The sequence below is a fragment of the Vreelandella sp. H-I2 genome, assembly GCF_052959335.1.
The window spans coordinates 247707-274573 of record NZ_JBRAMC010000002.1; the positions used below are offsets into that span (position 1 = coordinate 247707).

At 55.1% G+C, this 26867-nt stretch carries 21 protein-coding genes; 6 read left to right on the top strand and 15 right to left on the bottom strand.

The annotated features are described in order from the left end of the window. Positions 1-96 precede the first annotated feature (96 nt). Positions 97-1125: an alcohol dehydrogenase AdhP gene (adhP, locus tag ACUVOF_RS05735; protein WP_447043425.1), complete on the top strand. Its 1029-nt coding sequence runs from the start codon at positions 97-99 to the stop codon at positions 1123-1125. A gap of 84 nt (positions 1126-1209) precedes the next feature. On the opposite strand, the gene dauA is transcribed toward adhP, so the two are convergent. The 7 genes from dauA to ACUVOF_RS05770 form a co-directional block, all read right to left on the bottom strand. After that, on the bottom strand, positions 1210-2952 hold the full coding sequence (gene dauA, locus ACUVOF_RS05740) for a C4-dicarboxylic acid transporter DauA (RefSeq protein WP_447043426.1): 1743 nt from the start codon (positions 2950-2952) through the stop codon (positions 1210-1212). A 147-nt stretch (positions 2953-3099) separates the two neighbouring features. After that, on the bottom strand, positions 3100-5148 hold the full coding sequence (gene betT / locus ACUVOF_RS05745) for a choline BCCT transporter BetT (RefSeq protein ID WP_447043427.1): 2049 nt from the start codon (positions 5146-5148) through the stop codon (positions 3100-3102). A gap of 217 nt (positions 5149-5365) precedes the next feature. Next, positions 5366-5785 carry a hypothetical protein gene (locus ACUVOF_RS05750; protein ID WP_447043428.1) on the bottom strand — a complete coding sequence of 140 codons (420 nt, stop codon included), beginning with the start codon at positions 5783-5785 and terminating at the stop codon, positions 5366-5368. A 191-nt stretch (positions 5786-5976) separates the two neighbouring features. Beyond that, entirely contained in the window at positions 5977-6672 is a 696-nt protein-coding gene (locus tag ACUVOF_RS05755) for a response regulator (RefSeq protein ID WP_447043429.1), read from the bottom strand. Positions 6673-6775: 103 nt separating this feature from the next. Next, on the bottom strand, positions 6776-8182 hold the full coding sequence (locus tag ACUVOF_RS05760; RefSeq protein WP_447043430.1) for an ATP-binding protein: 1407 nt from the start codon (positions 8180-8182) through the stop codon (positions 6776-6778). Continuing rightward, positions 8182-11322 (bottom strand): efflux RND transporter permease subunit, encoded by a 3141-nt coding sequence (locus tag ACUVOF_RS05765; RefSeq protein ID WP_447043431.1) that lies wholly within the window; start codon positions 11320-11322, stop codon positions 8182-8184. Before ACUVOF_RS05765 ends, ACUVOF_RS05760 begins: the two co-directional genes overlap by 1 nt. Continuing rightward, positions 11319-12539: an efflux RND transporter periplasmic adaptor subunit gene (locus tag ACUVOF_RS05770; RefSeq protein ID WP_447043432.1), complete on the bottom strand. Its 1221-nt coding sequence runs from the start codon at positions 12537-12539 to the stop codon at positions 11319-11321. Before ACUVOF_RS05770 ends, ACUVOF_RS05765 begins: the two co-directional genes overlap by 4 nt. A gap of 202 nt (positions 12540-12741) precedes the next feature. Between ACUVOF_RS05770 and ACUVOF_RS05775 the strand changes: the two genes are divergently transcribed. Together ACUVOF_RS05775 and ACUVOF_RS05780 are read left to right on the top strand one after the other, a co-directional pair. Beyond that, on the top strand, positions 12742-13335 hold the full coding sequence (locus tag ACUVOF_RS05775; protein ID WP_447043433.1) for a TetR family transcriptional regulator C-terminal domain-containing protein: 594 nt from the start codon (positions 12742-12744) through the stop codon (positions 13333-13335). 127 nt (positions 13336-13462) lie between these two features. Further along, the gene (locus ACUVOF_RS05780) at positions 13463-14356 is read left to right on the top strand and encodes an alpha/beta fold hydrolase (protein WP_447043434.1); all 894 of its coding nucleotides are present in this window, start codon (positions 13463-13465) and stop codon (positions 14354-14356) included. A 20-nt stretch (positions 14357-14376) separates the two neighbouring features. Here ACUVOF_RS05780 and fabF read toward each other — a convergent pair whose 3' ends face one another. Next, complete coding sequence (gene fabF / locus ACUVOF_RS05785; protein ID WP_447043435.1) at positions 14377-15648, bottom strand: beta-ketoacyl-ACP synthase II; 1272 nt, start codon at positions 15646-15648, stop codon at positions 14377-14379. An 81-nt stretch (positions 15649-15729) separates the two neighbouring features. On the opposite strand from fabF, the gene ACUVOF_RS05790 reads away from it, so the two are divergent. Then, positions 15730-16371, top strand: a complete 642-nt coding sequence (locus ACUVOF_RS05790; protein ID WP_447043436.1) for a TetR/AcrR family transcriptional regulator — start codon at positions 15730-15732, stop codon at positions 16369-16371. 189 nt (positions 16372-16560) lie between these two features. Continuing rightward, a complete protein-coding gene (locus tag ACUVOF_RS05795; protein WP_447043437.1) occupies positions 16561-18744 on the top strand; it encodes an OsmC domain/YcaO domain-containing protein in 2184 nt (727 codons plus the stop codon). Between the two features lie 73 nt (positions 18745-18817). Here ACUVOF_RS05795 and ACUVOF_RS05800 read toward each other — a convergent pair whose 3' ends face one another. Beyond that, positions 18818-19720: a LysR family transcriptional regulator gene (locus tag ACUVOF_RS05800; RefSeq protein WP_447043438.1), complete on the bottom strand. Its 903-nt coding sequence runs from the start codon at positions 19718-19720 to the stop codon at positions 18818-18820. 100 nt (positions 19721-19820) lie between these two features. On the opposite strand from ACUVOF_RS05800, the gene ACUVOF_RS05805 reads away from it, so the two are divergent. Further along, entirely contained in the window at positions 19821-20036 is a 216-nt protein-coding gene (locus ACUVOF_RS05805; RefSeq protein ID WP_022522320.1) for a DUF2798 domain-containing protein, read from the top strand. Between the two features lie 29 nt (positions 20037-20065). On the opposite strand, the gene ACUVOF_RS05810 is transcribed toward ACUVOF_RS05805, so the two are convergent. The 6 genes from ACUVOF_RS05810 to ACUVOF_RS05835 all read right to left on the bottom strand — a co-directional run bounded on the left by ACUVOF_RS05810 (position 20066) and on the right by ACUVOF_RS05835 (position 26847). Next, positions 20066-20938, bottom strand: a complete 873-nt coding sequence (locus tag ACUVOF_RS05810) for a DMT family transporter (protein ID WP_447043439.1) — start codon at positions 20936-20938, stop codon at positions 20066-20068. Between the two features lie 169 nt (positions 20939-21107). Further along, positions 21108-22337: a nucleoside recognition domain-containing protein gene (locus ACUVOF_RS05815; protein ID WP_447043440.1), complete on the bottom strand. Its 1230-nt coding sequence runs from the start codon at positions 22335-22337 to the stop codon at positions 21108-21110. 87 nt (positions 22338-22424) lie between these two features. Then, on the bottom strand, positions 22425-23762 hold the full coding sequence (locus ACUVOF_RS05820; protein ID WP_447043441.1) for a four-carbon acid sugar kinase family protein: 1338 nt from the start codon (positions 23760-23762) through the stop codon (positions 22425-22427). Next, positions 23759-25027 carry a ribulose-bisphosphate carboxylase large subunit family protein gene (locus ACUVOF_RS05825; RefSeq protein WP_447043442.1) on the bottom strand — a complete coding sequence of 423 codons (1269 nt, stop codon included), beginning with the start codon at positions 25025-25027 and terminating at the stop codon, positions 23759-23761. The genes ACUVOF_RS05820 and ACUVOF_RS05825 overlap by 4 nt, the downstream gene beginning before the upstream one ends. 18 nt (positions 25028-25045) lie before the next feature. Next, a complete protein-coding gene (locus ACUVOF_RS05830) occupies positions 25046-26320 on the bottom strand; it encodes a TRAP transporter large permease (protein WP_447043443.1) in 1275 nt (424 codons plus the stop codon). Next, positions 26317-26847, bottom strand: a complete 531-nt coding sequence (locus ACUVOF_RS05835; protein ID WP_447043444.1) for a TRAP transporter small permease — start codon at positions 26845-26847, stop codon at positions 26317-26319. The genes ACUVOF_RS05830 and ACUVOF_RS05835 overlap by 4 nt, the downstream gene beginning before the upstream one ends. Positions 26848-26867 lie beyond the last annotated feature (20 nt).

A 26867-nucleotide genomic window follows, 5' to 3' on the forward strand; every position in this document is an offset into this window, starting at 1 on the left:
TGGTTTGCCGGGCGGTACTGTCAGTCCCCCTGACGCTGACTCTACCGATAAGAGCAGTCATTAAACTGCCGTATCGAAAACCATAGGAGTTGCATCATGGATAGCACAATGCGCGCGGCGGTCGTTCGTGAGTTTGGCCAGCCGTTGGCTATAGAAGAAGTCGATGTACCTCGTCCTAAGCAGGGCGAAGTATTGATGAAAGTGGCGGCCTCTGGGGTTTGCCATACCGATTTACATGCCGCTCACGGTGATTGGCCGGTAAAACCCTCGCCACCGTTTATTCCCGGTCACGAAGGCGTTGGGCATATCGTGGCGGTAGGTGAAGGTGTTTCTCACGTCAAAGAGGGTGATCGCATCGGTGTGCCCTGGCTCTACTCGGCCTGTGGCTACTGCGAGCATTGCTTAGGTGGTTGGGAGACCCTGTGCGAGTCCCAGCAAAATACTGGCTACAGCGTTAACGGCGGGTTTGCGGACTACACTCTAGCGGATGCAGGCTATGTAGGGCGCCTGCCTGATGCCGTCGATTTCATCGAAATAGCCCCGGTACTATGCGCGGGAGTAACGGTTTATAAAGGCTTGAAAATGACCGATACCCGCCCCGGCCAGTGGGTGGTGATTTCGGGCATTGGTGGCCTGGGCCATATGGCGGTGCAGTACGCCAAAGCAATGGGGCTGAATGTGGCGGCTGTTGATATCGATGACGGTAAGCTAGCCCTGGCCGAGCGTTTAGGCGCCACGGTAACCGTTAATGCTATGAAAACCGACCCGGCGGCGTACCTGAAGAAAACCATTGGCGGCGCTCACGGGGCATTGGTGACAGCGGTATCGCCGAAAGCATTTGATCAGGCCCAGAATATGCTACGCCGCGGCGGCACGCTGGTGCTTAATGGCCTACCTCCGGGCGAATTCCCGCTGCCAATTTTCAGCACGGTGCTCAACGGTATCACCATTCGCGGTTCTATCGTGGGCACGCGCAGCGACCTGCAGGAAGCGCTGGATTTCGCCGCCGAGGGTAAGGTCAAAGCGACAGTAGCAACCGATACACTGGATAATATCAACGATGTCTTCCAGCGTATGATTGACGGCAAGATAGAGGGTCGCATTGTGCTCGATATGGCTAGCTGACATCTGGTTAATTGACGTCATACCAGGGGGATAAAAATCCCCCTTTTTAATTCCGACAATGTCATAGCATAGCTGTTATTTAGCCTACGCAGGAGTCTCGCGACCTAGCCAGCGCCGCGCCATGCGCTCGGCGTGAGTAAGGTGACTCACGACCGCTAATTTGCCTGCTTCACGGCGAATGCCTGCACGCTTTAGTTTCAGCGCCATGCGTGGCGGCAAACCAACAAATATTACCCCGACACTTTGCTCACCAAGCTCCCGGCGGAGCGTGTCCAGCGCGACCATGGCCGTGGTATCCAGGCTAGGTACGTCGCGCATATCCAGGACGACTATCCGTACGCTGTGATCAATCACTCGCAGCGTAGCGATGGCTTTTTCTGCCGCACCAAAAAACAAAGGGCCACTGATTTTGTAGAGCGCTACTTCCGGTGGGAAGTGTTCGCCCGTGGAAGGCGTTGCCAAGCGCTGAGTATTGGTTAGCTGTACCATACGACGGATAAACAGGGCGGCGGCTAGGCCAATACCCACGGCCACGGCGATCACCATGTCGAAAACAACCGTGAGTGCGAAGCAGATCAACAGCACCGACACATCGCTGGCGGGGGCGCTTTTCAGCGTATGCACAAAGTGACGCGCCTCGCTCATGTTCCAAGCAATAATGAATAACAGCGCGGCTAGGGCGGCCATGGGGACGAAACCAAGCACTCCCGCCAGTGCGACTACCGCAAGCAACACCACCAACGCGTGCACTAAAGCGGCAATAGGCGAAAAAGCGCCGCTTTTTACATTGGTGGCTGTGCGGGCAAGCGCTGCGGTTGCGGTAATGCCACCGAAGAAGGGCGCCACTAAATTGCCGAGTCCTTGGCCAATCAGTTCGACGTTAGGGTCGTGACGTGTACGAGTTAAGCCGTCAGCGACGACGGCACACAGCAATGATTCAATCGCTGCGAGTAAGGCGATCGCCAGCGCCGGGCCGAGCAGCGCTTGAATCAGCGCAAGGTTGATTACCAGCGGCGTGCCATCCGCCCCCGGGAAATGCCAAGGGGCGATAAAACTAGGTGCGAAGGGTGGAATACCGTTGCCGCTTTCACCCTGGAACTCCCAGCTAAACCGCGAGGCGATAGTGTCGACCTCAACGCCAACCATTAACAGTAGCGAGGCAGCCAGCGTACCCATCGCTAAACCTACCAGTGGTGCCGGTACAGGTGTTTTTAAGCGCGGCCAGACTATCAGTGCTGCCAAGGTGACGAGCCCCACGCCGATCTCTGCCAGCGACAGGGAGGGCAGTGCTTGGCCAATCAAGATGAGATTATGCAGGGTGCTGTCGCCTAGTTCGACATCGGTTAAACCCAGAAAATCGGGCAATTGAAGAAGCGCAATCACTACCCCGATGCCTGCTGTAAAGCCCAGAATCACCGGGTAGGGCACGTACTGAACCAGGCTGCCCAGCCGCGAAAGCCCCAGTGCCACCAAAATAGCGCCGGCCATAAAGGTAGCAATCAGCAGCCCGCCCAAGCCATGGTTGGCCACGATGGGAAATAGGATCACTACAAAGGCGGCGGTAGGGCCTGAAATGTTAAACCGTGAGCCGCCGGTTAATGCAATCACCGCCCCTGCCACGATAGCGGTGTATAACCCATGCTGAGGCGGCACGCCGGTGGCAATCGCTAGCGCCATGGATAGTGGAACAGCCACCACGCCAATCGTCAGCCCCGCCAACACATCGCGCTTAAATTTTCCCAACGTGTAACCTTCACGCCAGGCGCTGAGTAAGGCGCTGCCAGGCATTGGGAAAACGTATCCCGAAGGTAGATGGGCACGGGACATAGGGTCAGCCTCCTAAAAATAGGGAAAACAAGCCATTACGCTACGCCTGCACTGAAATTTGCACAACAAGGCGTTAGTCGCGGCATCATTTGCACACAAAAATCCCGGCCTGAGCCGGGATTGTAGGTGCGCTAGATACGGATGCTGTTACATCTGAGCATTTTCAGGTGGTTCGCCGATCGTGCCGGGCATCGCCTGTACATGGCCCATCTGCTGGCCTGCCAGGGTGAGGAAATGTAGGTGACGTTCGTACTCGGCCACCAAATCACCAATTACCTGACCACGGGTATAACCGTTAAGGTCTTTATCCTGTCCCCCTTCTGCCAGGTAGACGTCCAGGCGTACATAGAAGTCATCATCCGCCTGGATGAAGCTGGGGGTACGCATACGGTGCGGGCATACCTGGTAGACAAAGCTGGTGGCCTCGCCAAAATCGACCTGTAGCATCAGGTTGGATAAGGATTCTCCCTCAACACGCTCTTCGGACACGTTGGCGGTTTGGCCTCGGCTTTCAAGCTCCTGAGCGAACTGAGTCATCGCTGGGCGAATAGAGTGCTCAATCGTAGCGGCCGCACCTGCACGGTTAGAGGTATCTAACGCACGGTCCAAGCGCTCTTTCCAGTCGCCCCCTGGGGCACTGCCTGCGATCATCCGGCGTGCATCGGCCTTGCTGCCTTCCAATTTCAAGGCTTTGTACATACCAATCATCACCGCAAAAATCACCACCGAGAATGGTAGTGCGGTAATGACAACGGCGCTCTGCAGTGCATTTAAGCCGCCGGCCATGAGCAGGGCAATGGTGATCAAACCGATCACTGCCGACCAGAAAATACGCAGTTTCACCGGCGCATCGTGGTTAACGTCGCTCAAAATAGAGGTGAAGTTGGCCAATACCAGGGCACCGGAATCTGCTGAGGTAATAAAGAAGACGATGCCCAGAACGGTGACCACCGCGGCTGTTAGGCCTACATAGGGGTAATACTCAAGCAGCGTATAAAGCGTGGTTTGCGGTGTGTTTAGGGCTTGCTCACCCAGTTCGACAACACCTTGATTGGCGACCAGTTCAATACCGCTGTTACCGAATACCGACATCCATACCATCATAAAGGCCAGCGGAATAAACAAGGCGCCTGCGACAAATTCACGAATGGTCCGGCCCCGGGAGATACGCGCCAGGAACAAACCCACAAACGGCGTCCAGGCGATCCACCAGCCCCAGAAGAAGATCGTCCACCACATTTTCCACTCTTGAGCGCCCTCATCAGCAAAGGCGTAGGTGTCAAAACTGGCGCCTACAAATCCCGAAAGATAGTCACCGGCGTTATTAACCACTTTATCCAACAGTACCAAGGTGTCGCCAGAAAAGAGCACAAACAGCATCAATGCCAGCGCCAACAGCATGTTGAACTCAGAGAGACGGCGTATGCCTTTTTCAACGCCGGTCACCACAGAAATCGTTGCCAATACCACCACCAGTACAATCAAGATCACTTGGACCGTGAGGGTTTCGGGCACGCCAAACATATAGGTGAGGCCGTAGTTAAGTTGCATTACCCCAATGCCGAGGCTGGTAGCAATACCGAATACGGTGGAAATGACCGCCGTAATGTCTACCGCGTTACCAATCGGGCCGTGGATACGTTTGCCCAGTATGGGGTAGAGCGCGCTGCGGATGGCCAGGGGCAGGCGATGACGGTAGCTGAAGTAAGCCAACGCCATACCCATCAACACGTACAGCCCCCAGCCGGAGAGCCCCCAGTGCAGATAGGTTTGAACGACGGCGTTACGCATTGCGGCCTGGCTTTCCGGGGTTAAATCCGGGGGAGCCAAATAGTGCGCAACCGGCTCAGCAACACTGAAGAACAGCAGATCGATACCAATACCCGCTGCAAATAGCATGGCTGACCAGGAGAGCAACGAAAACTCGGGGCGTGAATGATCGGGCCCCAGACGAATACTGCCAAAGCGCGACATGCCAATAGCAACCACGAATACCAAGTACGCCACAATGGCGAGCATGTAGTACCAGCCGAAGGTTTTACTCACCCAGGCAAGCCCGGCATCAAAAAAGGTGCCAGCTTGCTCGGTAAACACCATGGTGAACACTAAAAAGACAACGATACCCGCCACACTGCCGTGGAAAACCACGGGATTGAGACGGTCGCGGGAAGGGAGGTGGGGAATGTCTTTCGCCATGCAGGCGGGCTCCTGTTGTTGAAAGAGGAAGGGATTATTTTATTTTGAATGAACGTTCAAATAAAATACGCGATTAAGTAGCCTCCTTCAAGCTAACCTTTCTCCGTGTGGGTTGGATGGGAGACCGTTAGCGGTATGCAGAGCGGCATATAGACGCAAAAACGCCCGGGAAAACCGGGCGTTAAAGCTAACGATAAGAAGTGGTTAGCGCTTACGCTTATTCACTATCGGCGCTTTCTTCTTGCTCATCATGGTGGCCGCGTTTACCGTGCTTACCACGATACTCCTCATGAGCTTCGTGCATGGCGTTGCGTAGCGCTTCCTGCTCTTCGTCTGTGAGGATCTCAGCGACACGCTCGTGATGCTCGTCACGCAGTGCGTGCATAGCCTCGCGATGCTCGGCGTGTGCTTCGTTGAGCTCAGCCTGCTTCTCTTCTGAGATCTCGGCGCGCTGATACACTTCCTGGCGACGCTCCTCCATGCGTTCTTCCATCCGTTCGCGATCAGGGCCTTGGCTTTCATGGTCACCATGGCTATGTGCTTGAGCGGTAAGTGCTAATGGAGCAATGGTGATAGCCAGCAGGGCAGGGGCAAACAGTTGGCGAATTGACACTTTTTTAGCGCTTGAAATTTTCATAAGTTCTCTCCTGGTGAGTTGACAGTGACAGTATCACTAGGCGGCGTGCAAACCGTTTGCAGAGAGTGTGCAACAATCATGATCTTATTGGCTGGTTGAAGGTCGTCGTCGGTAGGTGAGGGGGCACCTAGCTACCCTGAAGCTGCAAGATGGGGGCTGGCCATCGCGGTGCCTAACCAGCAGATCAATCCTTAACCCTCCGGCTGATACTTATACCCGACGCCATATACCGAACGAATGATCTCCAGTTCAGGTAGTGCTTCGTGGATTTTCTTGCGCAGTTTTTTAATGTGACTGTCTACGGTGCGCTCCGAAACGATACGGTTATCGCGGTACATGTGGTCCATTAACTGTTCGCGGCTGAAGATACGCCCAGGCGCCTGCATCATCACGCGTAAGAGCTGAAACTCCACTGCCGTGAGGCCTAAATCCTGCCCATGGGCGAGCGCTTGCCAGCCATCATCGTTTAATACCACGGCCGCGTTTTTCATCTCAAGGGGTGCCTCGGCTGCCGCTTGGCTGCGGCGTAGTACGGCTTTGACACGGGCGACCACTTCTCGGGGGCTGAACGGTTTGCAGATATAGTCGTCGGCGCCTAGCTCCAGCCCCAGCAGGCGGTCGACCTCCTCGACTTTGGCGGTCACCATGATGATCGCTATAGAGGGCCACTGCTGGCGTATTTCCCGGCTCAGAGTAAGGCCGTCTTTGCCTGGCAGCATGATGTCGAGCAGTACGAGGGCCGGAAAATGCTGTTCCAGCCACGGCATCACTTCATCACCGTGGCCCAGGGTAGTTACCTCAAATCCATGACTGGTCAAGTAATCCGCCATCAGGCGGGCAATTTTCGGTTCATCCTCAACAACCAGCAAAGAGGCAGCATGAGACATAAAGGTAGGCTCGCTTAGCAATTAACGTGAAAGCATGGCTTAAAAACGTTTTTAACCATTAGCTTTGATAATATTTGTCCTGAAAACAATCGCCATGAACATATCAGCCAGTGGTCAAAAGAGGAAAACGCAGCGTCCAGCGTAGGCCGCCCAGGGATGAAGCCGAGGGGGTCAGTGTCGCGCCGTGCGCATTGACCAAAGCGCTGGCAATGGAAAGCCCTAAACCGCTGCCGCCGCTGGCACGGTTACGTGAACCTTCCACACGGTATAACCGCTCAGTTAGACGAGCTAATTCGCCTTCCGGCACGCCCGGCGTACTATCTTCCCAAGTGACTACTGCCATGCCCTGTTGAGTCGTGAGCGTAACGCGCAGCTCTCCCGGCGGTTGCGTGTACGCACAGCTATTATCCAAGAGATTGCTCCATAGCTGGCGCAGGCGCTGGGCATCGCCACGAATCATGATGCCAGGCTCGATGCGCTCGGTCAGCGTTAAACCGCTTTCCACCAGCCAACGGTCGGCATCGTCCAACCGGCTGGCCAGGCAGTCGCTTAGATCCATCGGCGCCAACTGTATATCCAGCGCTCCCGCATCGCTTTGCGATAGCAGGCGTAAATCCGCCACTAGGCGCTCTAGTTGGCCCACTTCTTGGGCGAGTGAGCCGAGGTTTTCCTGATTCAGGGGCCGAATGCCATCCTGCATGGCTTCGATCTCCCCTCGCAGCACTGCCAGCGGCGTGCGCAGCTCGTGGGCCGTATCAGACACCCAGCGGGCGCGGGCATCTCGGCTGGCTTCCAGAGTCGCGGCGAGAACATTAAAATCCCGCGCCAGTCGCGACAGTTCATCACGGCCGCGTTCAGGTAGTCGGGTGTGGTAGTCGCCTTCGGTGAGGCGCAGCGTAGCGCCTGCCAGTGCCCGCGTGCGACGCCCCAGCCACCAGGAAAGCCCACCCGCCAAGAGCAGCGAGGCAACGCACAGTGAGATGACGATGAGCACAAGGTTGCGCTGCTGGCGCTCAAGAAAGCGGCTCTCCATGCGCTCCATCATTTCGCGAGGCGGCCGAAACCCCAGTGAGCCGATATGGGTATCGCCGCTACTTAGCGTCAACCAATGCCAACTGCCCGAACCTTCGCGCCCACTCCTGGGGGGGACCACAAAGCGGTCGTCCGCTGCGCGCAGGGTGAAATCCCGCGCTTCACCCAGCGGAGAAGGGCGGTCGCGGTGCTCCTGACCCAGTTCAAAGCGGACAATAAACGGCCAGCGTTCGGGTGATTGTTCAAGCCACTCCCAGCTCTGCTGGGTTTCCCAGCGGGTGACCAAGCCATCCGCCAACAGCGCTGCACGGCGTTCCTGGGCTTGGTTGAGATAATCGAGAAAGCCGCGGTCAATACTGTAAGAGACGGCCAAAAACATACTGGCTGAGATCGCCACATTAACGCTGAGGATAATGACAAACAGTTTGAGGCCCAGCCGGGAGGGCCGCCATTGGCGTATTGCATTGAGCACAGCCATTAATGGGCCCCCTCTTCTTTGCTGGGCTGGTTGTCACCCTGCTTGTTTTTAGCGAGAGCGGGCGGGCGTGGCGCGCTGAGTCGTTCGCGGGCATTTTCCATGCCCAGGTAGAGGCAAGGGACCAGAATCAGCAGGATCACGGTGGCGAACAGCATACCGAAGCCCAGTGAGATCGCCATGGGGATCATAAAGCGCGCCTGCCGTGAAGTTTCCAAAATCATCGGCGCCAAGCCTAGAAATGTCGTCAGGGTGGTCATCATGATCGGTCGTAGACGACGCGTGGCGGCTGCCACGATAGCTTCTCGGGGAGCCATTCCTTCGCGGCGTTTACGATTGGCGTAGTCGATTAACACCAGGGCGTCGTTGATCACCACTCCGGAGAGCGCGAGCATGCCTAACAGGCTGATAATCGAAAGCCCAAAGCCCATAATCATGTGGCCTGCGACTGCACCGACAATGCCAAACGGTATCGCGGCCAGCACCAGTAGCGGCTGCAAATAACTTCGGAAGGGAATGGCGAGCAGTGCATAAAGGGCCGCGATCATTAACCACATCGAGGTCTTCAACGTGGCCAAGTTGTCGGCGGTATCCTGTTGACGACCACCCATGCTGACTTCAAGCCCCGGCCAGGTCGCTTCTAAGTTGGGAAAGACCTCTTCCTGCAGCGTAGCAAGCACTTGATTGATCGCCATGTCGCTTTCCGAGTCGGCGGTAACGGTAATAATTCGTCGCCCGTTAATGCGTTCAAGGCTACTGGAGGCTTGACTGATAGTGATGTCAGCTACTCTGGATAGCGGCACGCTTAGCCCGTCAGGGGTGCGCACCGGCATGCGGTAGAGCTCGTTTAAGCTGTCGCGGTTATCAGTAGGCAGGCGTACCTCAACGCTGATCTCGCTGTGCCCGACATATTGTTCAAGCGCGGTGGCGCCTTGGAGTGGCCCGCGCAGTGCTTGGGCTAAATTGTTCCCGGTGAGCCCCAGCGCACGACCCTCCGCGGAAAGACGCATTTCCAACTGCGGTTTGCCGTCGCCAAGCCCGCTGTCGATATCCGTGAGTCCATAGCCGCCCAATGTTTCTGCCAACCGTGCGGCGGCGGCCTCCAGTATCTGTGTGTCGGGATGAGACAGGCGAAGGCTCAGCGCTGCACCGCTGCCAGGACCGCCGGCATCTGAGGCAAAGCGCACCGATTGCGCACCAAGTAAATCGCCGGTTAGGGCGCGCCACTCACGGGCAACACGAGAAGGCGGCCAAATATCTAGGCTTTCTGGCGCAATCTCTAGCTCTACTTCCAAACTCTCACCGTCCAAGCGAGTATGAGTACTGCTAAAACTGAGTGACTCTTCGCGCTGGCTAAGCTGTTCGCTAGCATCCAATAACTGCTGGCTTAGCTCGCGGCTAACGCTGATAGGGCTGCCAATAGGCAGGGTGACGCTGGCCTCGACTTCGTCGGATTCCACTCTGGGCATTAATGAAAAACCCAGCCGCCCGCTCATTGCCCATGAGAGGGCGATAAGCAGGATCGCAATGCCCAACGAAATACTCAGCAGACGCTGGTTCAGCGCACGTTGCAGAAATGGTTCGAACTGGTGGTAGGTGAAGTGATGCAAGCCGCCCTGGAGACGTTGACGAAGTGCCTCAAGCGGGCGCTGCCACGCAGGGGTCTGGCGCGGCTTGCGGCTATGGGCTAGGTGGGCCGGCAGAATAACGAGCGCTTCCAGCCAGGAAATTAAAAACACAGTGACCACGACGACCGGCACGGTGGCAAAAATCAGTCCCAAAAAGCCGGGTAAAAATAGCAGCGGCAGGAAAGCGACGATGTTGGATAAAATCGCGAAGGTCAGCGGTGTGGCGATCTCGCTGGCGCCTTTCACTGCTGCATCGCGCAGCGAATAGCCTTCCTCACGGTAGCTGTAGATGTTCTCGCCGACGATGATGGCGTCATCCACCACGATCCCCAAGGCGATAATAAAGGCGAACATCGACATCATGTTGAGCGAGACGCCGACCCAAGGCAGAAACAGCATGGCGCCCAGAAACGCCGTTGGAATACCCAAAGTGACCCAGAAGGCCAGCCGCGCTTCCAAAAACAGCGCCATGAGCACCAATACGAGCGCCAGCCCCATCCAGGCATTTTTTAACAGCAGGCTGAGACGGTCTTCGTAAATTTCCGAGCTATCGCGGGAAATATCCAGACTGACGCCCTCGGGCATGCCTGCGCGCAGTCGTTCAAGCTCACCGTTGACCGCTTCTGAAATGCTGGTCGGGGTTTGATCGCCGATTTGATAAACATCGACGGAGAGACCAGGCTGGCCATTATAAAACTCCTCACGATCGGTCTCGGCAAAGCCGTCGCTGACCCTAGCGATCTCGCCCAGCGCAATGGGGGCGCCCTGAGTGCTGGTAAGAATTGGCAGTTCGGCAAAGGCTTCAGCGCTGTTACGGCGGCCCTGATAGCGAATTAGCCATTCACCTTCCGCCGTTGTCAGTTGGCCACTGGCAAGATCAAGCGCCTCTTCCGCTATGCGGCTAGCCAACGCTTGGTGATCCAGGCCATAGCGTTCAATGGCTTCTTCATCGAGGTGGACTTGAATTTCCCGCTCACGGTTGCCGGAAAGCTCTACGCGAGAAATACCCGAGGTGGCTTGCAGTTTACCCCGCACCTCTTCGGCCGCATCGTGCAACGCCTCTAGACCGACCTGGCCGTATACTTGCAGGCTCAGCACGCTACGCGAGCGTCCGGCCAAGGTGAAACGCGGTGGGTCGGCAGCACTGGGCAGAGTGGTGATGGCATTCACCGCCTGCTGAATATCCTGATAGGCGCGCATCACATCAATGCCGTCAATAAGCGTGGCGCTGACGTTGGCGCTGCCTTCGCTGGCCGTGGCGGTTAGCTCATCGATGCCTTCCACATCGGCAATCGCGGCTTCCACCGGCAGCAGCAAGCTTTGCTCAACATCTTCCGGTGTGGCGCCAGGGTAGCTGATAGTGACTTGCACGACTTCGATGTCGAATTCAGGAAACACTTCCTTTTTAATCGCCAGCGATGCCATTAGGCCGCCGACGATAAACAGCACCATCAATAAGTTGGGGGCGACACCATGATCGACCATCCATGCCAGTGGGCCGCGTGGCACCTTCATGATTCGTCTCCCGGTTCATCTCCCGCTTGGGCTGGGGTGTCGTTGGGCCTACGAATGCGGACTAGTTGGCCTTCTCTAGGCTGGGCTAAGCCTGTCGTGACGACTTGTTGGCCGGCTTCCAGACCGCTACGAATCAATGCATCATCCTCACCGCGGTAAGCCAGCTTGACCGGCGTGCGTCGCAGGCGATTATCCTCGTCGACCCGCCACGTTACGTCGCCCGGGCGAAGCGCCGCAGAAGGTAGTGAAATGAGCTGTTCGTGAGTGGCGGGTTGAAAAGACGCACGCAGCACATCACCTAGGCGCAGGGCAGGGCCGTCGGTCTCGAGTGCCAATGGATCGTTAACGGCGATTAAAAGCTGTGCCTGCAGGCCGTTTTCTTCCAGGCTGGGCAGCATCGATACCAGCGTGCCTTCACGAGTAGCGCCTTCGGACCAGCCGCGACTGGTTAAGGTGACCCGCCCGCCCACTTCCAGCCAATCAGTCCACTCGCCGGGCAGTGAGGCGCGTACCCAAAACTGCTCCACGCCCACCAAATGCACGACCTCTGTCCCCTGGCTTAACAAGCTGCCGGCGCCTACCAAGCGCTCTTGCACCATGGCCTGCCAGGGGGCGGTGAGGGTTGCGCGCTCGACATTCAGTGCCGCCTGGTCGCGAGCTACCCGCGCTTGGGTGACTTGAGACTGGGCTTGGCGTAACTGCGGTTCACGTAAGACCAGCGAACGTCGTTCAGCGGAAAGCTGACGACCAAAAGATTCGTACTCGCTCCGGGCGCGCTGCTGTTCCGCCTGCTCCAACGCCAGTTGTGCTTGGGCATTAGCTAACTGCGCTTCGGCATCCTCAAGACTTAAAGCCAGGTCGGCTTGATCAATAAAGGCCACGGGAGCGCTTTGCTCAACTACTTGCCCCGGCACAACACCGTCGGCAAAACGCTCCAGCTGTCCTGCCACGCGGCTGGCCAGCCTTGTTTCCTGTTCCGCCTCAACGCGCCCAAACCCGTAAAGGTTCGGTGCCTGGGCACTCGTGCTCACCGTGACCACGTCTACCATGGTAGGCAGTGGTTCAGGCGGTGGGGTTCGCTCAATACGGGGTGGTTGGGTAATAATCCACCACGCGAGGGCAAGGGTGCCAACAAAAATGAATAAGGCCACCAAGGCGCCCAACCGAATTCGGCCTTGTTGTAAGGTAGGATAAGAGTAAGAACGTATGGGTATCATTAACGCGCGTGATCCGTTGAGAGCGAAATTTCCAGAAAAATAAGCGTATGATGCTAGCATCACTCATTGTTGAGCAGCGATAAGTCAAACAATGTGCAAATAACATGCAACTGCTACTCGCATAGCACCCATTTGATAGCAATAGACTGACTGGTCTACTTTGGTTGTATGCAAAAATTGAACGTATGAAAAACTTGGACGTATGAAAAACAACGTAACCCGCGACAAATTAATTGATAGTGGCGCCCAGCTGATTAGTCAGCAAGGCTACAACGCGACGGGCATTAATGCTGTATTAAAGGTCTGCGGTGTGCCTAAGGGCTCCTTTTATCATTACTTCTCCAGCAAAGAAGATTTCGGCCTGGCGGTAATTGAGCGCTTTGCCACAACCTATGACGAAACGCTGGTGGCACTGTTGGAAGATAGTGATACGCCGCCGCTTGAGCGTCTAAAACGCTACTTCGCAGCCGGTCGTGCTCATATGCATGAGTGCGATCACGCGACGGGCTGTTTGATCGGCAACCTTGGTCAAGAGCTTTCGGGCCAGAGCGATACCTTCCGCGATGCGTTAAACTTGGTATTTCAGCGCTGGGAGCAACGCTTTGTGCACTGCTTGAAGGACGCCCAAGCGCGAGGGGACATCGCCACTCATACTGCGCCAGAGGCGCTCGCCAGCTTTATTCTCACTGGCTGGGAAGGCGCTATTCTGCGTGCCAAAACGCTTAAATCTGTCGAACCTATGGAGCAGTTTGAAAAGATTTTGTTTCAGCAGGTGTTAAATAGCCCTTCTCCTTGACTGTTTATCGTTGCTCTTTATCGTTGCTCTTTATTGTTTCTATGCTTTTCATACCGACTCCAAAAAACATACTAACCTCCACTTTGCTTCCTTATCAGCCTAGCGGCTAGCAGACCAGGAGCACGCCATGTTTCCAGGATTTGAAAAACATATACGCCACGTTAACGGTGTTGATATTGCCTTTCGAATCGGTGGCAGCGGCCCGGCGTTACTGCTGCTTCACGGTCATCCGCAAACCCATGCCATTTGGCACGGGGTCGCTGGGAAGCTTGCCCAGCACTTCACCGTGATCGCGGCGGATTTGCGCGGCTACGGCGATAGCAGTAAACCTGAGGATGATCCGGAGCATCTTAATTATTCCAAGCGCGCCATGGCGACCGATATGGCGGAGCTAATGAGCACGCTTGGCTTTGAGCGTTTTAAAGTGCTGGCCCATGATCGTGGGGCGCGTGTCGCCCATCGCTTAGGCGTTGACCACGCTGAACGCGTAGAACGCATGGCGCTGCTGGATATCGCCCCAACGCTTGCCATGTATCGCGGTACCACCGAGGCCTTTGCGCGCAGCTACTGGCACTGGTTCTTCCTAATTCGCCCACAGCCACTGCCGGAAACGCTGATTCAAGCCGACCCCGCTCAGTATTTGAGAAGTGTGATGGGTGCTCGCAGTGCAGGTATGACGCCTTTCTCATCAGAAGCGCTAGCAGAGTATGAGCGCTGCCTGGCGCTACCCGGAACGGCTACCGGCATCTGCGGCGACTACCGCGCCAGCGCCACGATTGATTTAGAACACGATCAGGCAGATATCGATGCAGGCATAAAACTTACCTGCCCAATTAAAGTGATGTGGGGTGCCGAAGGCGCTATCGAAGCCAGCTTTGATGCGCTTGATGAGTGGCACAAGGTGGCCACCGATGTAGAAGGCACAGCGCTCCCTTGCGGTCATTACATTGCCGAAGAAATTCCTGAAATATTGCTAGAGGAAGCGCTGCCGTTTCTATGCAGGGTCGGTTCTTCTGCTTAATTCTTTAACGCTCAATACGGTTAACGTTCAATACGACTAACGATAAGCGCTGCATTGACGCCACCAAAACCAAATCCGTTGCACAATACATGCTTAGTGGCGTGCTTATGATGAGTCGCCGTGACGAAAGTTAAATCCTGCATATCATTATCGCAATGTTCTAGGTTGATGGTGGGCGGAAGCTGCTGATTATTGACTGCCAATACAGAAAAAATACTTTCTATGCCCCCCGCTGCGCCTAATAGGTGGCCTGTTGCGGCTTTGGTTGCCGAAATAGGGATGGTGGGCAAGCGCTCACCGAATACGTTACGTAACGAGGCAATTTCAGCCCGGTCGCCAACGGGAGTAGAAGTGGCATGGGCATTGATATGATCAATAGCATCAGTAGTAAGGTTTGCCATGTTTAGCGCCGCTTGAATCGCTGCTGCTGCGCCGGACCCATCTTTTGGGCCTGCCGTTAGATGGTAGGCATCCGCGCTGGTGCCGTAGCCGCTAATCACCGCTAACGGCGTTGCCCCCCGCGCGACCGCATGGTCAAGCGTTTCGATCACCATAACGCCAGCGCCTTCTCCCATCACAAAGCCGTTACGGGCTTTATCAAAGGGCCTGGAGGCACGTTCAGGGGCGTCCGCTTCTGTGGAAACGGCCTTTAAAGCGTTGAAGCTGGCGAGTGAAAGAGGGTCAATGCACGCCTCGGCGCCACCAACGAGGGCAACGTCGGCTTCTCCGTTGCGTATAATGCGCATACCGTCGCCAACCGCCTGTAGCCCTGCCGCGCAAGCCGTTACCGGGCAGCCCAGTGGGCCTTGAAAACCATAGCGAATTGACAGATTGCCAGCAGCCAAATTGGCCAGAAAGGCGGGTACAGTGAAAGGGGAGAGTTTTCGATAGCCGCGCTCAGCAAGGGTTTTTTGAGCTTGTGTAATGGTAGGGAAGCCGCCAATACCAGAGCCAATAATGGTGGCCGTTCTGCGTTTTTGAGCCTGCTCAACGGGGAACCAGTTGGCTTGTGACAGTGCCTCTTTGGCTGCCGCCAATGCGTAGAGGCTGAACAAGTCCATTTTGCGCTGCTCTTTGGGGTCGGCTATCGCATCCAGATCGATACCGCCGGTGGGGTCATGGCTAATGCTCGGCACCACCCCGGCAATCTTGATCGGGATATGGCTTGTATCAAAACGGTCAATGGTGCTGATGCCAGACTGGCCGTTAATCAGTCGTTGCCAACTTGTATTGACGCTGTTACCTAGCGGGCTGACCATACCCATGCCGGTAATCACGATGGGTGAGTGCATAGTGACTCCTAATTTATTGATATGGTCACCCTAGCAATGGGCAGTATATGATCAAGATAATATTTAGCTGACGAGGTAGATATGCCTTATCCCAAGAGCCATAAATCGAAAACCAAAGAGCGCATTTTGGCTTCAGCGACAGAGCTATTCAGCCGCAACGGGTTTCAGAAGGTGTCGATTGGCCAGATTATGAAGCTAGCGAAGATGACCCACGGCGCCTTTTATGCCCATTTCGCTTCAAAAGAGGCCCTTTACAATGAGTCTGTTCGTCTGACCATTGATAACAGCCGCGCGGCTAGGCTGGTAAAAGGGCCGCTTTCGTTACAACACCTGACCGAATTAGTCGCCAACTACTGCAATCTCCAGGAGTTGGAAACGAAACATAGACCGGGACCTGAAGCGGTGCTGTTCAATGAAATAGGCAGTGAAAAAGCCGAAATCCGCACCCTGTTTGAAGCGTCATATATGAGTATGAAAAAGATGCTTGAGACCCGGTTGATAGCACTGAGTAAGTTGAAACAGCTCCCCTTTGCTAGTGACCGCCAAGCGATTTCTGATAAATCTCGGGTCATATTGGCGTCTCTAGTTGGGGCAGTCGCCATTGCCAAAAGTCTGCCGGGGGAGGTGGAGCGAAAGCAGGTATTGATAGCCACACAACGCCAGATTTTACTAATGCTTGGGGTCAGCGAAACTGAGGCAGAGCGTATGATGCAAGCACAATAATTCCTCCCTCTATTAAACAGATCGCCAAGATACTGCCGTAGTAAGCACTGCCATTGTTGCACGACGAGAGGTAGATGTTTTGGGTGACTGCCCAAGACGAGACGGGTAAAAAACTGGATAATGGCCGCCATTCGCCTATCGGCTAACGTTGATACGCCCAGGCACACTCATTATCCCGGACGCCCGCTCATGGAAATCAAAGTTAACTATCTCGACAACCTCCGCCTGGAGTCCAGGTTCGACGATTTTACGGTCATCTCCGACCAGCCCATTCGCTATAAAGGCGACGGCTCGGCCCCCGGCCCGTTTGACTACTTCCTGGCCTCATCGGCCATGTGCGCGGCCTATTTCGTCAAGGTGTACTGCAACGCGCGGGACATTCCCACCGAGAATATTCGCCTATCGCAAAATAACATCGTCGACCCGGAAAACCGCTACAAGCAGATTTTCAAAATCCAGGTCGAGCTGCCGGAAGATATTTCAGAGAAGGATCGCGAAGGCATCCTGCGCTCCATCGACCGCTGCACGGTGAAGAAGGTCGTCCAGACCGGCCCCGAGTTTCAGATTGAGGTGGTCGAGAATATCGATGAAGACGCCCAGGCACTGTTGATGGGCGCGCCGGAAGGTGGCAGCACCTACATCGAAGGCAAAGACCTGCCGCTAGAGCAGACCATCGCCAACATGAGCGCGATACTTGCTGACCTGGGCATGAAAATTGAAATTGCCTCCTGGCGCAATATCGTGCCCCACGTGTGGTCGCTGCATATCCGTGATGCGGCATCGCCGATGTGCTTTACCAACGGCAAAGGCGCGACCAAAGAGAGCGCGTTGTGCTCTGCGCTGGGCGAGTTTATCGAGCGTCTGAGCTGCAACTTCTTCTACAACGATCAGTTCTTCGGTGAGGAGATTGCGAACCGTGAGTTCGTTCATTACCCCAATGAGAAATGGTTCAAACCGGGCCCGAATGACGAGCTGCCTGCGGAAATCCTCGATGAGCACTGCCTGGCGATTTACAACCCGGAAGGCGAGCTTTGTGGCTCTAACCTGATTGACACCAACTCCGGTAACGAGTCGCGCGGCATCGTCTCACTGCCGTTTGAGCGTCAAAGCGATGGCGAAACGGTGTACTTCCCGTCGAACCTGATCGAAAACCTGTTCCTGAGTAACGGCATGAGCGCAGGCAATACGCTGGTAGAGGCGCAGGTGCAGTGTCTGTCGGAAATTTTCGAGCGGGCGGTGAAGCGCGAAATTCTCGAGCAGGAGCTAACGCTGCCTGATGTGCCGCAGGAGGTGCTGGCCAAGTATCCCAGCATTGTCGAAGGCATTAACGCCCTGGAAGCCCAAGGGTTCCCGGTACTTGTAAAAGATGCCTCTATGGGCGGGCAGTTCCCGGTGATGTGCGTCACTTTGATGAACCCGCGCACCGGCGGCGTGTTTGCTTCTTTCGGCGCCCACCCGAGCTTCGAAGTAGCGCTGGAGAGAAGCCTGACTGAGCTGCTGCAAGGCCGCAGTTTCGAAGGCCTGAACGACCTGCCGCTGCCCACTTTTAACTCGCAGACGGTTTCCGAGCCCAACAACTTTGTCGAGCACTTTATCGATTCGGTGGGGGTGGTCTCCTGGCGTTTCTTTAGCGCCAAGCCCGATTTTGAATTCAGCGAGTGGGACTTCTCCGGCAGCAACGAGGAAGAAGCCGAGACACTGTTTGGCATCTTTGAAGAGTTGGGTGCCGAAGTGTATATGGCGGTACACGAAGACCTGGGCGCACCGGTGTGCCGCATTTTGGTGCCGGGCTACTCGGAGGTATATCCCATCGAAGATCTGATCTGGGATAACACCAATAAGGCCCTGGATTACCGCGAGGATATTCTTAATCTGCACTGCCTCGACGACGATCAACTGGCTGATCTGGTCGAGCGGCTGGAAGAGAGCCAGATGGATGACCACACCGATATCATCACGCTAATCGGTATCGAGTTTGATGAAAACACCGAGTGGGGCCAACTGACGATTCTGGAACTGAAGCTATTAGTCTACCTGGCGCTTGGCCGTCACGAAGAAGCGTTGGACTGTGTACAGATGTTCCTGCAGTACAACGACAACACCGTCGAGCGCGGTCTGTTCTATCAAGCGGTGAACGCGGTACTGGAAATTGTGCTGGATGATGAACTGGCGCTTGAAGATTACCTGCACAACTTCCAGCGTATGTTCGGCGAAGCCACCATGGCAGCTGTGGTTGGTTCAGTGAGCGGCGAAGTACGTTTCCATGGCCTAACGCCCACTAATATGCAGTTAGAAGGCCTAGAGCGCCACCAGCGCTTGATCGAAAGCTATAAAAAACTTCATGCTGCACGTTCGGCCAAGCTGGGTATTTAAGCTTTTCTGAAGCATGAATAGAGACTCTTTGCTGGCGTTACGGCGCCACCAAAGAGGCTTTTGTCCGGCAGGGTTACTTGGCGGAGTGGAACCAGGTTTGGTGGCTGAGAAACTCAATTAACTCGCTTCGAAACATCTTGGCCCGTGCTGAAAGGCTGCGCCGGGAGGGCCACACTAAGAAGATCTCTCTGTGGCGGCCCTGCCACGCTGGAAGTACCCGTGTCAACTCCTTTGTTTCTAAGCTGTTCGCCACCATGCTGGCGGGCATCAAGGAAACGCCTGCGCCTGCTTTGGTGAGGTTGAGGACAATACTCATATCATTACTAAGATGAAAATGCTGTTTATGGCACACGTGCTGACGACCATCCTGATTGAATAGCTGCCATTCGCTAAACATCTTTGCCGCCACGCTGGGACATGTCGCTAGCTCAGTGATAGTGCTGGGGAGAGAGTGCTTCATGGTGGGTGATGCCACCAAAACCGGCTCAATATAGCCTAGATATTTTTGGATCAGTGTCGAATCTTTTTGTGGCCCAGAACGTAGCGCGATATCCGCCTGTTGATCACGAATATCGACGATGTTGTTATCTAGTTCAATGGTTAGCGCAATCTCGGGATAATGGTGGATAAAATATCGCCAAAACGCATCCAGCGGCCCATTCCCCAAATTGACCGGAGCCATCACTTTTAAGGGCCCGCTCAAACTATGCAGCGTTTGATCCAAATTCAAAATGCGCTGATCTAGTGCGAGCACCAATTCCTCACATTCGCGGTAGTAGGATTCGCCGTGAGGCGTCAACGTCAACCCCTTGGTTGAGCGATAGAGCAACTCAACGCCTAACGTGGCTTCTAATGCGCTTATACGCCTCGACACGGTGGCAATCGTCATCTTCAACGATGCCGCCGCAGCCGTGAGGCTGCGTTGATTAGCGGCCACGATAAAGATATTTAGGTCATCTAAAGAGGGTTTGCGCATTTTGCAATTCTGTAAAATTGATTCTCATATATTGGCATATATTACCGTTATATATGTTTGTTAATCTGCCTGCACTTATACATCATCCTTAGGTACTCTCATGAAACATAGAATTATCTTCGCTATTCTCATGTCGTTTACGCTATCGCTAATTATGTCTGCCTGGGTGACCTACGTGAATATCGGGATGCATGCTGATTTTGTTGGCATCTGGATGCACGCTTGGTTTCTTGCCTGGCCAGCCGCTGGGATCATTGCGTTTATCAGCGGCCCCTTTATCCATAAGTTAGCCCACCGCATTGCCGAGAAGGTCTAAGGGCCCGACTGATTTGGGTTTACGGAAGACTATGCCTTGCTTGTCGTAATACTGAGCGCTGTCACCGTTACCAGGATCAGCCCCATACCCACTATCTGAATAATACTCAGGCTTTCATTTAATACAGCCACGCCAAATAGGGTTGCGGTGATAGGCTCTATCATGGCCACCATGGAGGCGAGCGCAGGCGTCGTTCGTTTTATGCCCACAATGTACAGCACAAATGATAACCCTGCGCCTAAGACGCCGAGTATTAAAAACAAGTGCCATTCTGATGAGCCCAGAACGCTCAAGATCTGATTAGTATCACTTGGCACAATGAGAGTGATGGCCAACACGGCAAAGGCAATCGAGAGAATGGCGGCTGGACTGCCATGAGATGCCGCATACTTAAAGCCAAAAATGAACACCGCATAAGAGAGCCCTGCAAGCAGCCCTGTGACCACCCCTATGAGCGAGAGTCCGCTAGCCCCAATGGCATACAGCTTGGTGAGCAGCACCACGCCCACCATCACCAGGGCGATGGCGAGCCACTTGGCAGCAGTGGGGCGCTCGAGCTTCAGCGCAAACGAGGCCAGGTAGACAAACACCGGGGCGCAGTACATCAAGGTGGCCGCCACCGCCACGCTGCCGTGCTCAATACTGATAAAGTAGAACGTGAAGTTGCCGGCCACGCCCAGGCCTGCCACCACCGACCAGAACCAAAGCTGCCGACTGGCCAAACCCCGGCCGCCGCGTTGGAGCAGAAGCCACACCAGCGCGAAGAGCAACCCAACAAAACCACGGTAAAAAGAGACGACCGAAGCATCCCAGCCGCTGTCTAACAGAATGCCCGCGATTCCACCGGATATCCCCCAGAAGAGAGCCGCGAGCGCTATTAACATACTACTAGCGCCTGCCATATTTCACCTTTCGTCCATGAGCGATTAACACCCGTGAGCAGCGGCTGCTGAAACGCATTTCCTTTGCTTAGCGATGGCTCTTGATCTGCTGCCTGCAGACCTTAAGTGATGCATATAAAAGGTAGACGCTACGCTTAATGAACGAAAGCCTTCAGGCGGCTAACCCTTATTAGCCAAAGAACCAGTAACACACCAAAATGGCGGTGGTGATGCCCGCGGCGTCGGCCACCAGGGCACAACCCAAACCGTGACGAATACGGGTGATGCCCACAGCACCGAAGTAAACAGCCAATACATAAAAGGTGGTTTCGGTGCTGCCTTGCATAGTGGCCGCGAGCAGGCCAGGGAAGCTATCGACGCCGAAGGTGTCCATGGTTTCGATCATCATGGCGCGGGCGCCGCTGCCGGAAAGCGGTTTCACAAAGGCGGTGGGCAGAGCATCGACAAAGCGGGTGTCCCAGCCAAAGCCTTCGACCAGCCAGCGGATACCGCCTAAGCCAGCGTCTAAAACGCCGCTGGCGCGAAGCACGCCGACCGCTACCAGCATGGCGATCAAGTAGGGCAGCAGAGTAATGGTAAAGCTCAGCCCCTCTTTCGCACCTTCGATAAAGGCGTCATAGACCCTCACCCCGCGTAGCGCCCCTACCACTAAAAACATCATTACGATGCTAAATAGCGTCAGGTTGCCGACTAGCGTAGAGGCCGCGGCCAGTGCCTGGGCGGACATGCCTGCCAGCGTGGTAATCAGTAGCCCCAACGCAAGTGCAGCAATCGCTAAATAGGCTAGCACCACGGGCTGCCAGAGTTTTAAGCGCTGCATCAATGCCACCGCCAAAAGCCCCGCCAGACTGGAGGCGGTTGTGGCCAGCAAAATAGGTAAAAAGACCAGCGTGGGGTCGGCAGCGCCTTGCTGGGCGCGATACATAAACATCGTTACCGGCAGTAGCGTGAGAGAAGACGTATTGAGCACCAGAAACAGAATTTGTGCGTTGCTGGCGGTCTCACTGCTGGGGTTAAGGCTCTGCAGCGAGTGCATGGCCTTGATGCCAATCGGCGTGGCGGCGTTATCCAGACCCAGGATGTTCGCCGCGAAGTTCATACTGATCAGCCCCATAGCAGGGTGGCCGCGGGGCACTTCCGGCATTAAGCGGCAGAACAACGGGTCGAGTACCCGCCCTAGCAAACGAATCAAGCCCGCCTTTTCGGCAATCGAAAGAAACCCCAGCCACAGCGTCATGGTGCCGAGCAGCACCAAAATAATATCAACGCTCACTTCTGCCATATCGAACAGTGACTGGACTAAGCGAGCAAATACTTCGCTATCGCCGCCGACTAACCATTGCCAAAGGGATGCCGCAAACGCAGCGATAAAAAAGCTTAACCAAATTCCATTGAGCATGGGAGTGGGCATCCTGGGCAGCGAAACGAGCAATGACGCCAATCCTACCGAATTCAGGTCGTTACAACACTAGTGGGGTTAAGACGCCTAGGCTATGCCGTCACGAATAGTCACAAAGTAGCTTTCACTGCCGATCTGTCCCCCTTTTAAGGCGACTTCCAAGCCATCAAAGACTGGCTGGTCGCTATGGGCGGTGCAGAGCGGCGAGCCAGGCGTTTCCGGCAGTGGTAGTCGCGTGGTTAGGGCGTGTACGTCAAGTTGGCTAAGCGCATGACTGGAAGTGTCGCCCCCAGCGATCACTATGCGCTTAAGCCTATGGGCTTCTACCATTTGGCGTAATAACTGACCTAAAGAGTGGCCAATAAGGTGGCGTGCCTTTTCCCCGCTCTGATGCACAGCATCCTCATCGCTGTTTGGCCCCATGGCCGTATACACAATGACGCTTTTGCCCTGATTGAGTGCCTCGATAGCGTCTTTTAATGCCTTGTTCATAGTGTCGGCATGCCTTTGATCGTCGATAAGTTTGACGACATCAATGGCAATGGCGCGAAAACCTTTGGTTTCCGCGTGTCGAATTTGTCGGGCAGTTACTTCAGAACAACTGCCCGACACCACGGCAATTTTTTCAACCGCCCCAGGAGAGGAGAAAAGAGTTGGGATTTCGGGTATGAGCGCCTGCTTTCGCCAAGTATCTACTAACGCATACTCTACCGCGGATGAACCCACCACGTAGCTGCCCTCGGGTAAGCGCGTTCGCCATAGCTGTGCGCCCACTTTTACCTGATGGTTGCGGTTCAGCGTGTCGTAGAGCAATACGTCATTCGAGCGGCTTAGTTGGTCAACCTGGGAATTGGTATTGGCTGATTCGATGCACAGTACGTCGGCTAAACCGATGGAGAGTCGGGATTGTTTAGCCAAATGAAGCCTTAAATCGGCTTCTGCCATGGGCGTTACTGGATGGCGGCTCATTACTGGGTGACGATCAATACGGTGAACCTCGCCATCGAAGGCGGCAAAATGTTGGCCAAAAACGGTATAGCGCTTTAGCTGAGGGGCACCGACCACCAGCGGCACGCAGCTTTGCGCGAACAGGGCTTTGCCTATTTCCAGCGCTTTGCCGATATTGCCAATATCCGGCGCGCTATCGAAAGTGGAGCACACCTTATAGTGACACAGTGAGGCGTTAAGGGATTGCAGCCATGCCAGGGCGTTGTTTAAGTGTGTTTCCATCCACTCGGGGGACTCGCTGCGGCTGGTGCCCGCTAGGCCAATCGCTGGGAAGTCGGCAAATGGAGCCAATTGCTCCTCGCTGGGCGGCGCCAGAAAAAGCACTGTTTCCACCCCGTTCAGGCTTAACGCTTCCATCACATCGGTGGAGCCAGTCAGGTCATCACCGTAATAGGAGAGAAGAAGAGGCATGCTCATACGCTAAAGGTCTCCATGGCCTGGGCAAGTTCTCGGTGCTCTCGGGCATAGGTTGCCAACGGGATGCCCGCCATGGCTGCTTGCCACGCCTGGCGCAGGCTTGCTACTCCACCAGCAATGCCTCCAGGGTGAGCCATGATGCCGCCACCACAGCAGTAAATCAGATCGCTATTGCCAAGTGCTTGATAGGTGTCAGCCACTTGGGCGGCGCTTTGCCCCGAAGAGAAGACCGGCATAATCTGATAACCCGCTGCAGGTGCCTCAAACATCGCTGTTTGGCAGGCGCGAGCGCTATTGATTACGCTAGCGTCCTCTTCGCTGAATTTATTGCGCAGGCCATTGACGTGGATATGATCCACTCCCGCTAGCCGCCACAGTTTATGGTAAGCGTCAAACGCCATCCCCAAGTGAGGTGAACGGCTTAACATGCCCCAGCCTGCGCGGTGACCATGCAGCGCTAGCTGGCAGTGTCGACGCAAGTGCGCGACACCTGCTAAGCCAACGCTGTTTATGGCGACCATGACGCAGCTGCCGCCAGCAGCCACCACGTAGTCATGCTGAGCGCGCATCTCGTCGATATCACCACTGATATTAAAGGCGTACATCACCTTTTTGCCGGTGCGCTCCGCATGGGCGTTGATAATCGGCATGATGGCATCGACGCGCGCGCACAGTGGGTTATGGGGGCCGTTAGCCTGCAGCTCGTCGTCTTTAATAAAATCAATACCTCCCGCCACAAGTTGCGCCACCATGTCGGCGGTTTCAGCCGGAGATAAGCCCACGCTGGGCTTAATAATGGTACCTATTAGTGGGCCGCTGGTAATGCCGGTTAGCTGGCGTGTGCCCGGCATCCCAAATTGTGGGCCTGGGTAGGCGTCTGCGAAGGCGCTGGGTAAGTCGATATCCAGTAACTTCAGTGCGGAAAACTCTTTGAGCTCAAACAGGTTGCCCGCAATGGTAGACACTAGATTCGGCAGAGAGGGGCCCATGTTTTCCAGCGGCCAGGAGAGCTCCACTAGTGCGCGCTGAAACAGAGCGTGGCCTTGCGGCGCCAGATCAGCGCGCATGGGCAGCGAAGGTGTCTCAACCGCGTCCAGTGTCTCAATATTTTCGACGACCGCCCCATGGGCTTCCCGCAAGGCATCGGTTTCATTGGCTAAGCGAGTAAAGGTGCCGGACGACTGCTCACCGGCCATGACTTGAGCCGCGTGCTCAACCGGGTAGGGCGTCTCAATCAGGTAGCGGGCGTGAATACGTGTGCTCATCAATTAGACTCCGGCAGTTCAAAAAAGGAGATCGCGCAGAAACAGCGAGATCATCGGCACATAGGTAATCAGCATCAGACAGGTGATGATGGTGAGTACCGGCGGCAGCAAAAAGCGAAATAGCTGTTCAACGGGTAGCTTGGCTACTTGTGCGGCGGCAAAAAGATTCACCCCTAGGGGCGGGGTAAACATGCCCAACGCTAAATTTACGACGATCACGATGCCGAAATGCACTGGGTCAATGCCAAACCCAATCGCAATGGGGGCCAAGATGGGGGCAAGAATTAAAATGGCGGCGGAAGTTTCGATAAACATGCCGACCACCAGTAGCAACATATTGATGGCGAGCAGGAAGGTGTAGCGATTATCAAAAGTGTTTTGTGCCCAGGCGCCAATATCACTGGCCAAACCTGAACGTCCAATCACAAAGCTCAGGATCGAGGCTGCGGCAATAATCAGCATGATCAAACCGGCTGATAAGGTACTCTCACGGAAAATACGTGGCAAATCAATTAGTTTGATGGTGCGATAAACCACCATGCTTAAAAACAGCCCATACAACACCGCTACCGCTGAGGCTTCGGTGGGCGTAAAGATGCCACCGTAAATCCCGCCAATAATAATGACCGGCATTAGTAAGGCGAGAAAGGCACTGCGAAATGCGGGCCAGATGGGCGAGCGTAAATCACCATCCTGGGTGCCATAGCCTTTTAAGCGGCACCAAATAACGACCATTACGATCAAGGCTAGCCCGATCATTAGGCCGGGGCCAAAACCGGCGAGAAATAGCTGTGTAATGGAGGTTTCTGTGCTGACACCGTAGAGGATCAATGGTACGGAAGGCGGAATGATAATACCCAGTTCCGCAGAAGAGGCCTGGATAGAGGCGGCCATCGGCGGCGGATAGCCACGGGCTACCATGGCAGGAATCAAGATGGCGCCGATGGCAAAGGTAGTGGCCACACTGGAGCCCGAGATGGCGGCAAACATCATGCAGGTCACCACGCAGGTGCAGGCCAAACCGCCCTGAATGCCGCCAACCAGTGAGCGGGCAAACTCGACCATCCGGTTGGCAATGCCGCCGTTGCTCATTATATGCCCGGCTAAAATAAAGAACGGCACTGCCATGAGCGGAAAACTATCTAACCCCACGAACATGCGCTGTGGAACGACCATGAGCGGAACGCTGCTGAAGAAATAAAGACCAATCACTGCGGTTAAGGCGATAGCAACCGCAATCGGTATCGACAAGGCAAACAGCGCGATCAACGCTGAGCTGATTGCCAGATTCATGGTGTTTCTCCTACATCAGGGCGGATAGGACTCGTCCTGTGCGGCCCGTGATGATGCTGATACTCGACACTGAGCTGGCGCGCAATCACTGCGACGATGGCGACGGCACAGCCAGTGGGTATAGCGGCATAAAACCAGGACATAGGAATTTCGAGCATGGCGATTTGTTGTCCAGAGACGCGCAAGGTGATCAGGTACCCCTGCCAGACAAGAATTGTGAGTAGTGTTAATACGGCGGCGCATACCAAACGCTGACCATAAATGCGCAAACGCGGCGGCAAGCGATCAAGGAAAAGGTCAATGGAGATCATGGCGCCGTACCAAAAAGCTGCAGCACTGACTAAAAACACGCTCCAGACAATCAATCCTCGCGCCAGGATTTCTGACCAGGCAGCGGGGTCGCCGAGTATAAAACGGGTAAAGACTTGGAAGGAGACTAAAGCCACCGCAATGGCGAGGAGTATTGCAGCGAGATTATGGCTGAGCTTGATGAGCACCTGGGCCAAACTATTCAGTAGCGACAACATAAGCGTAAACCTCATCGTCG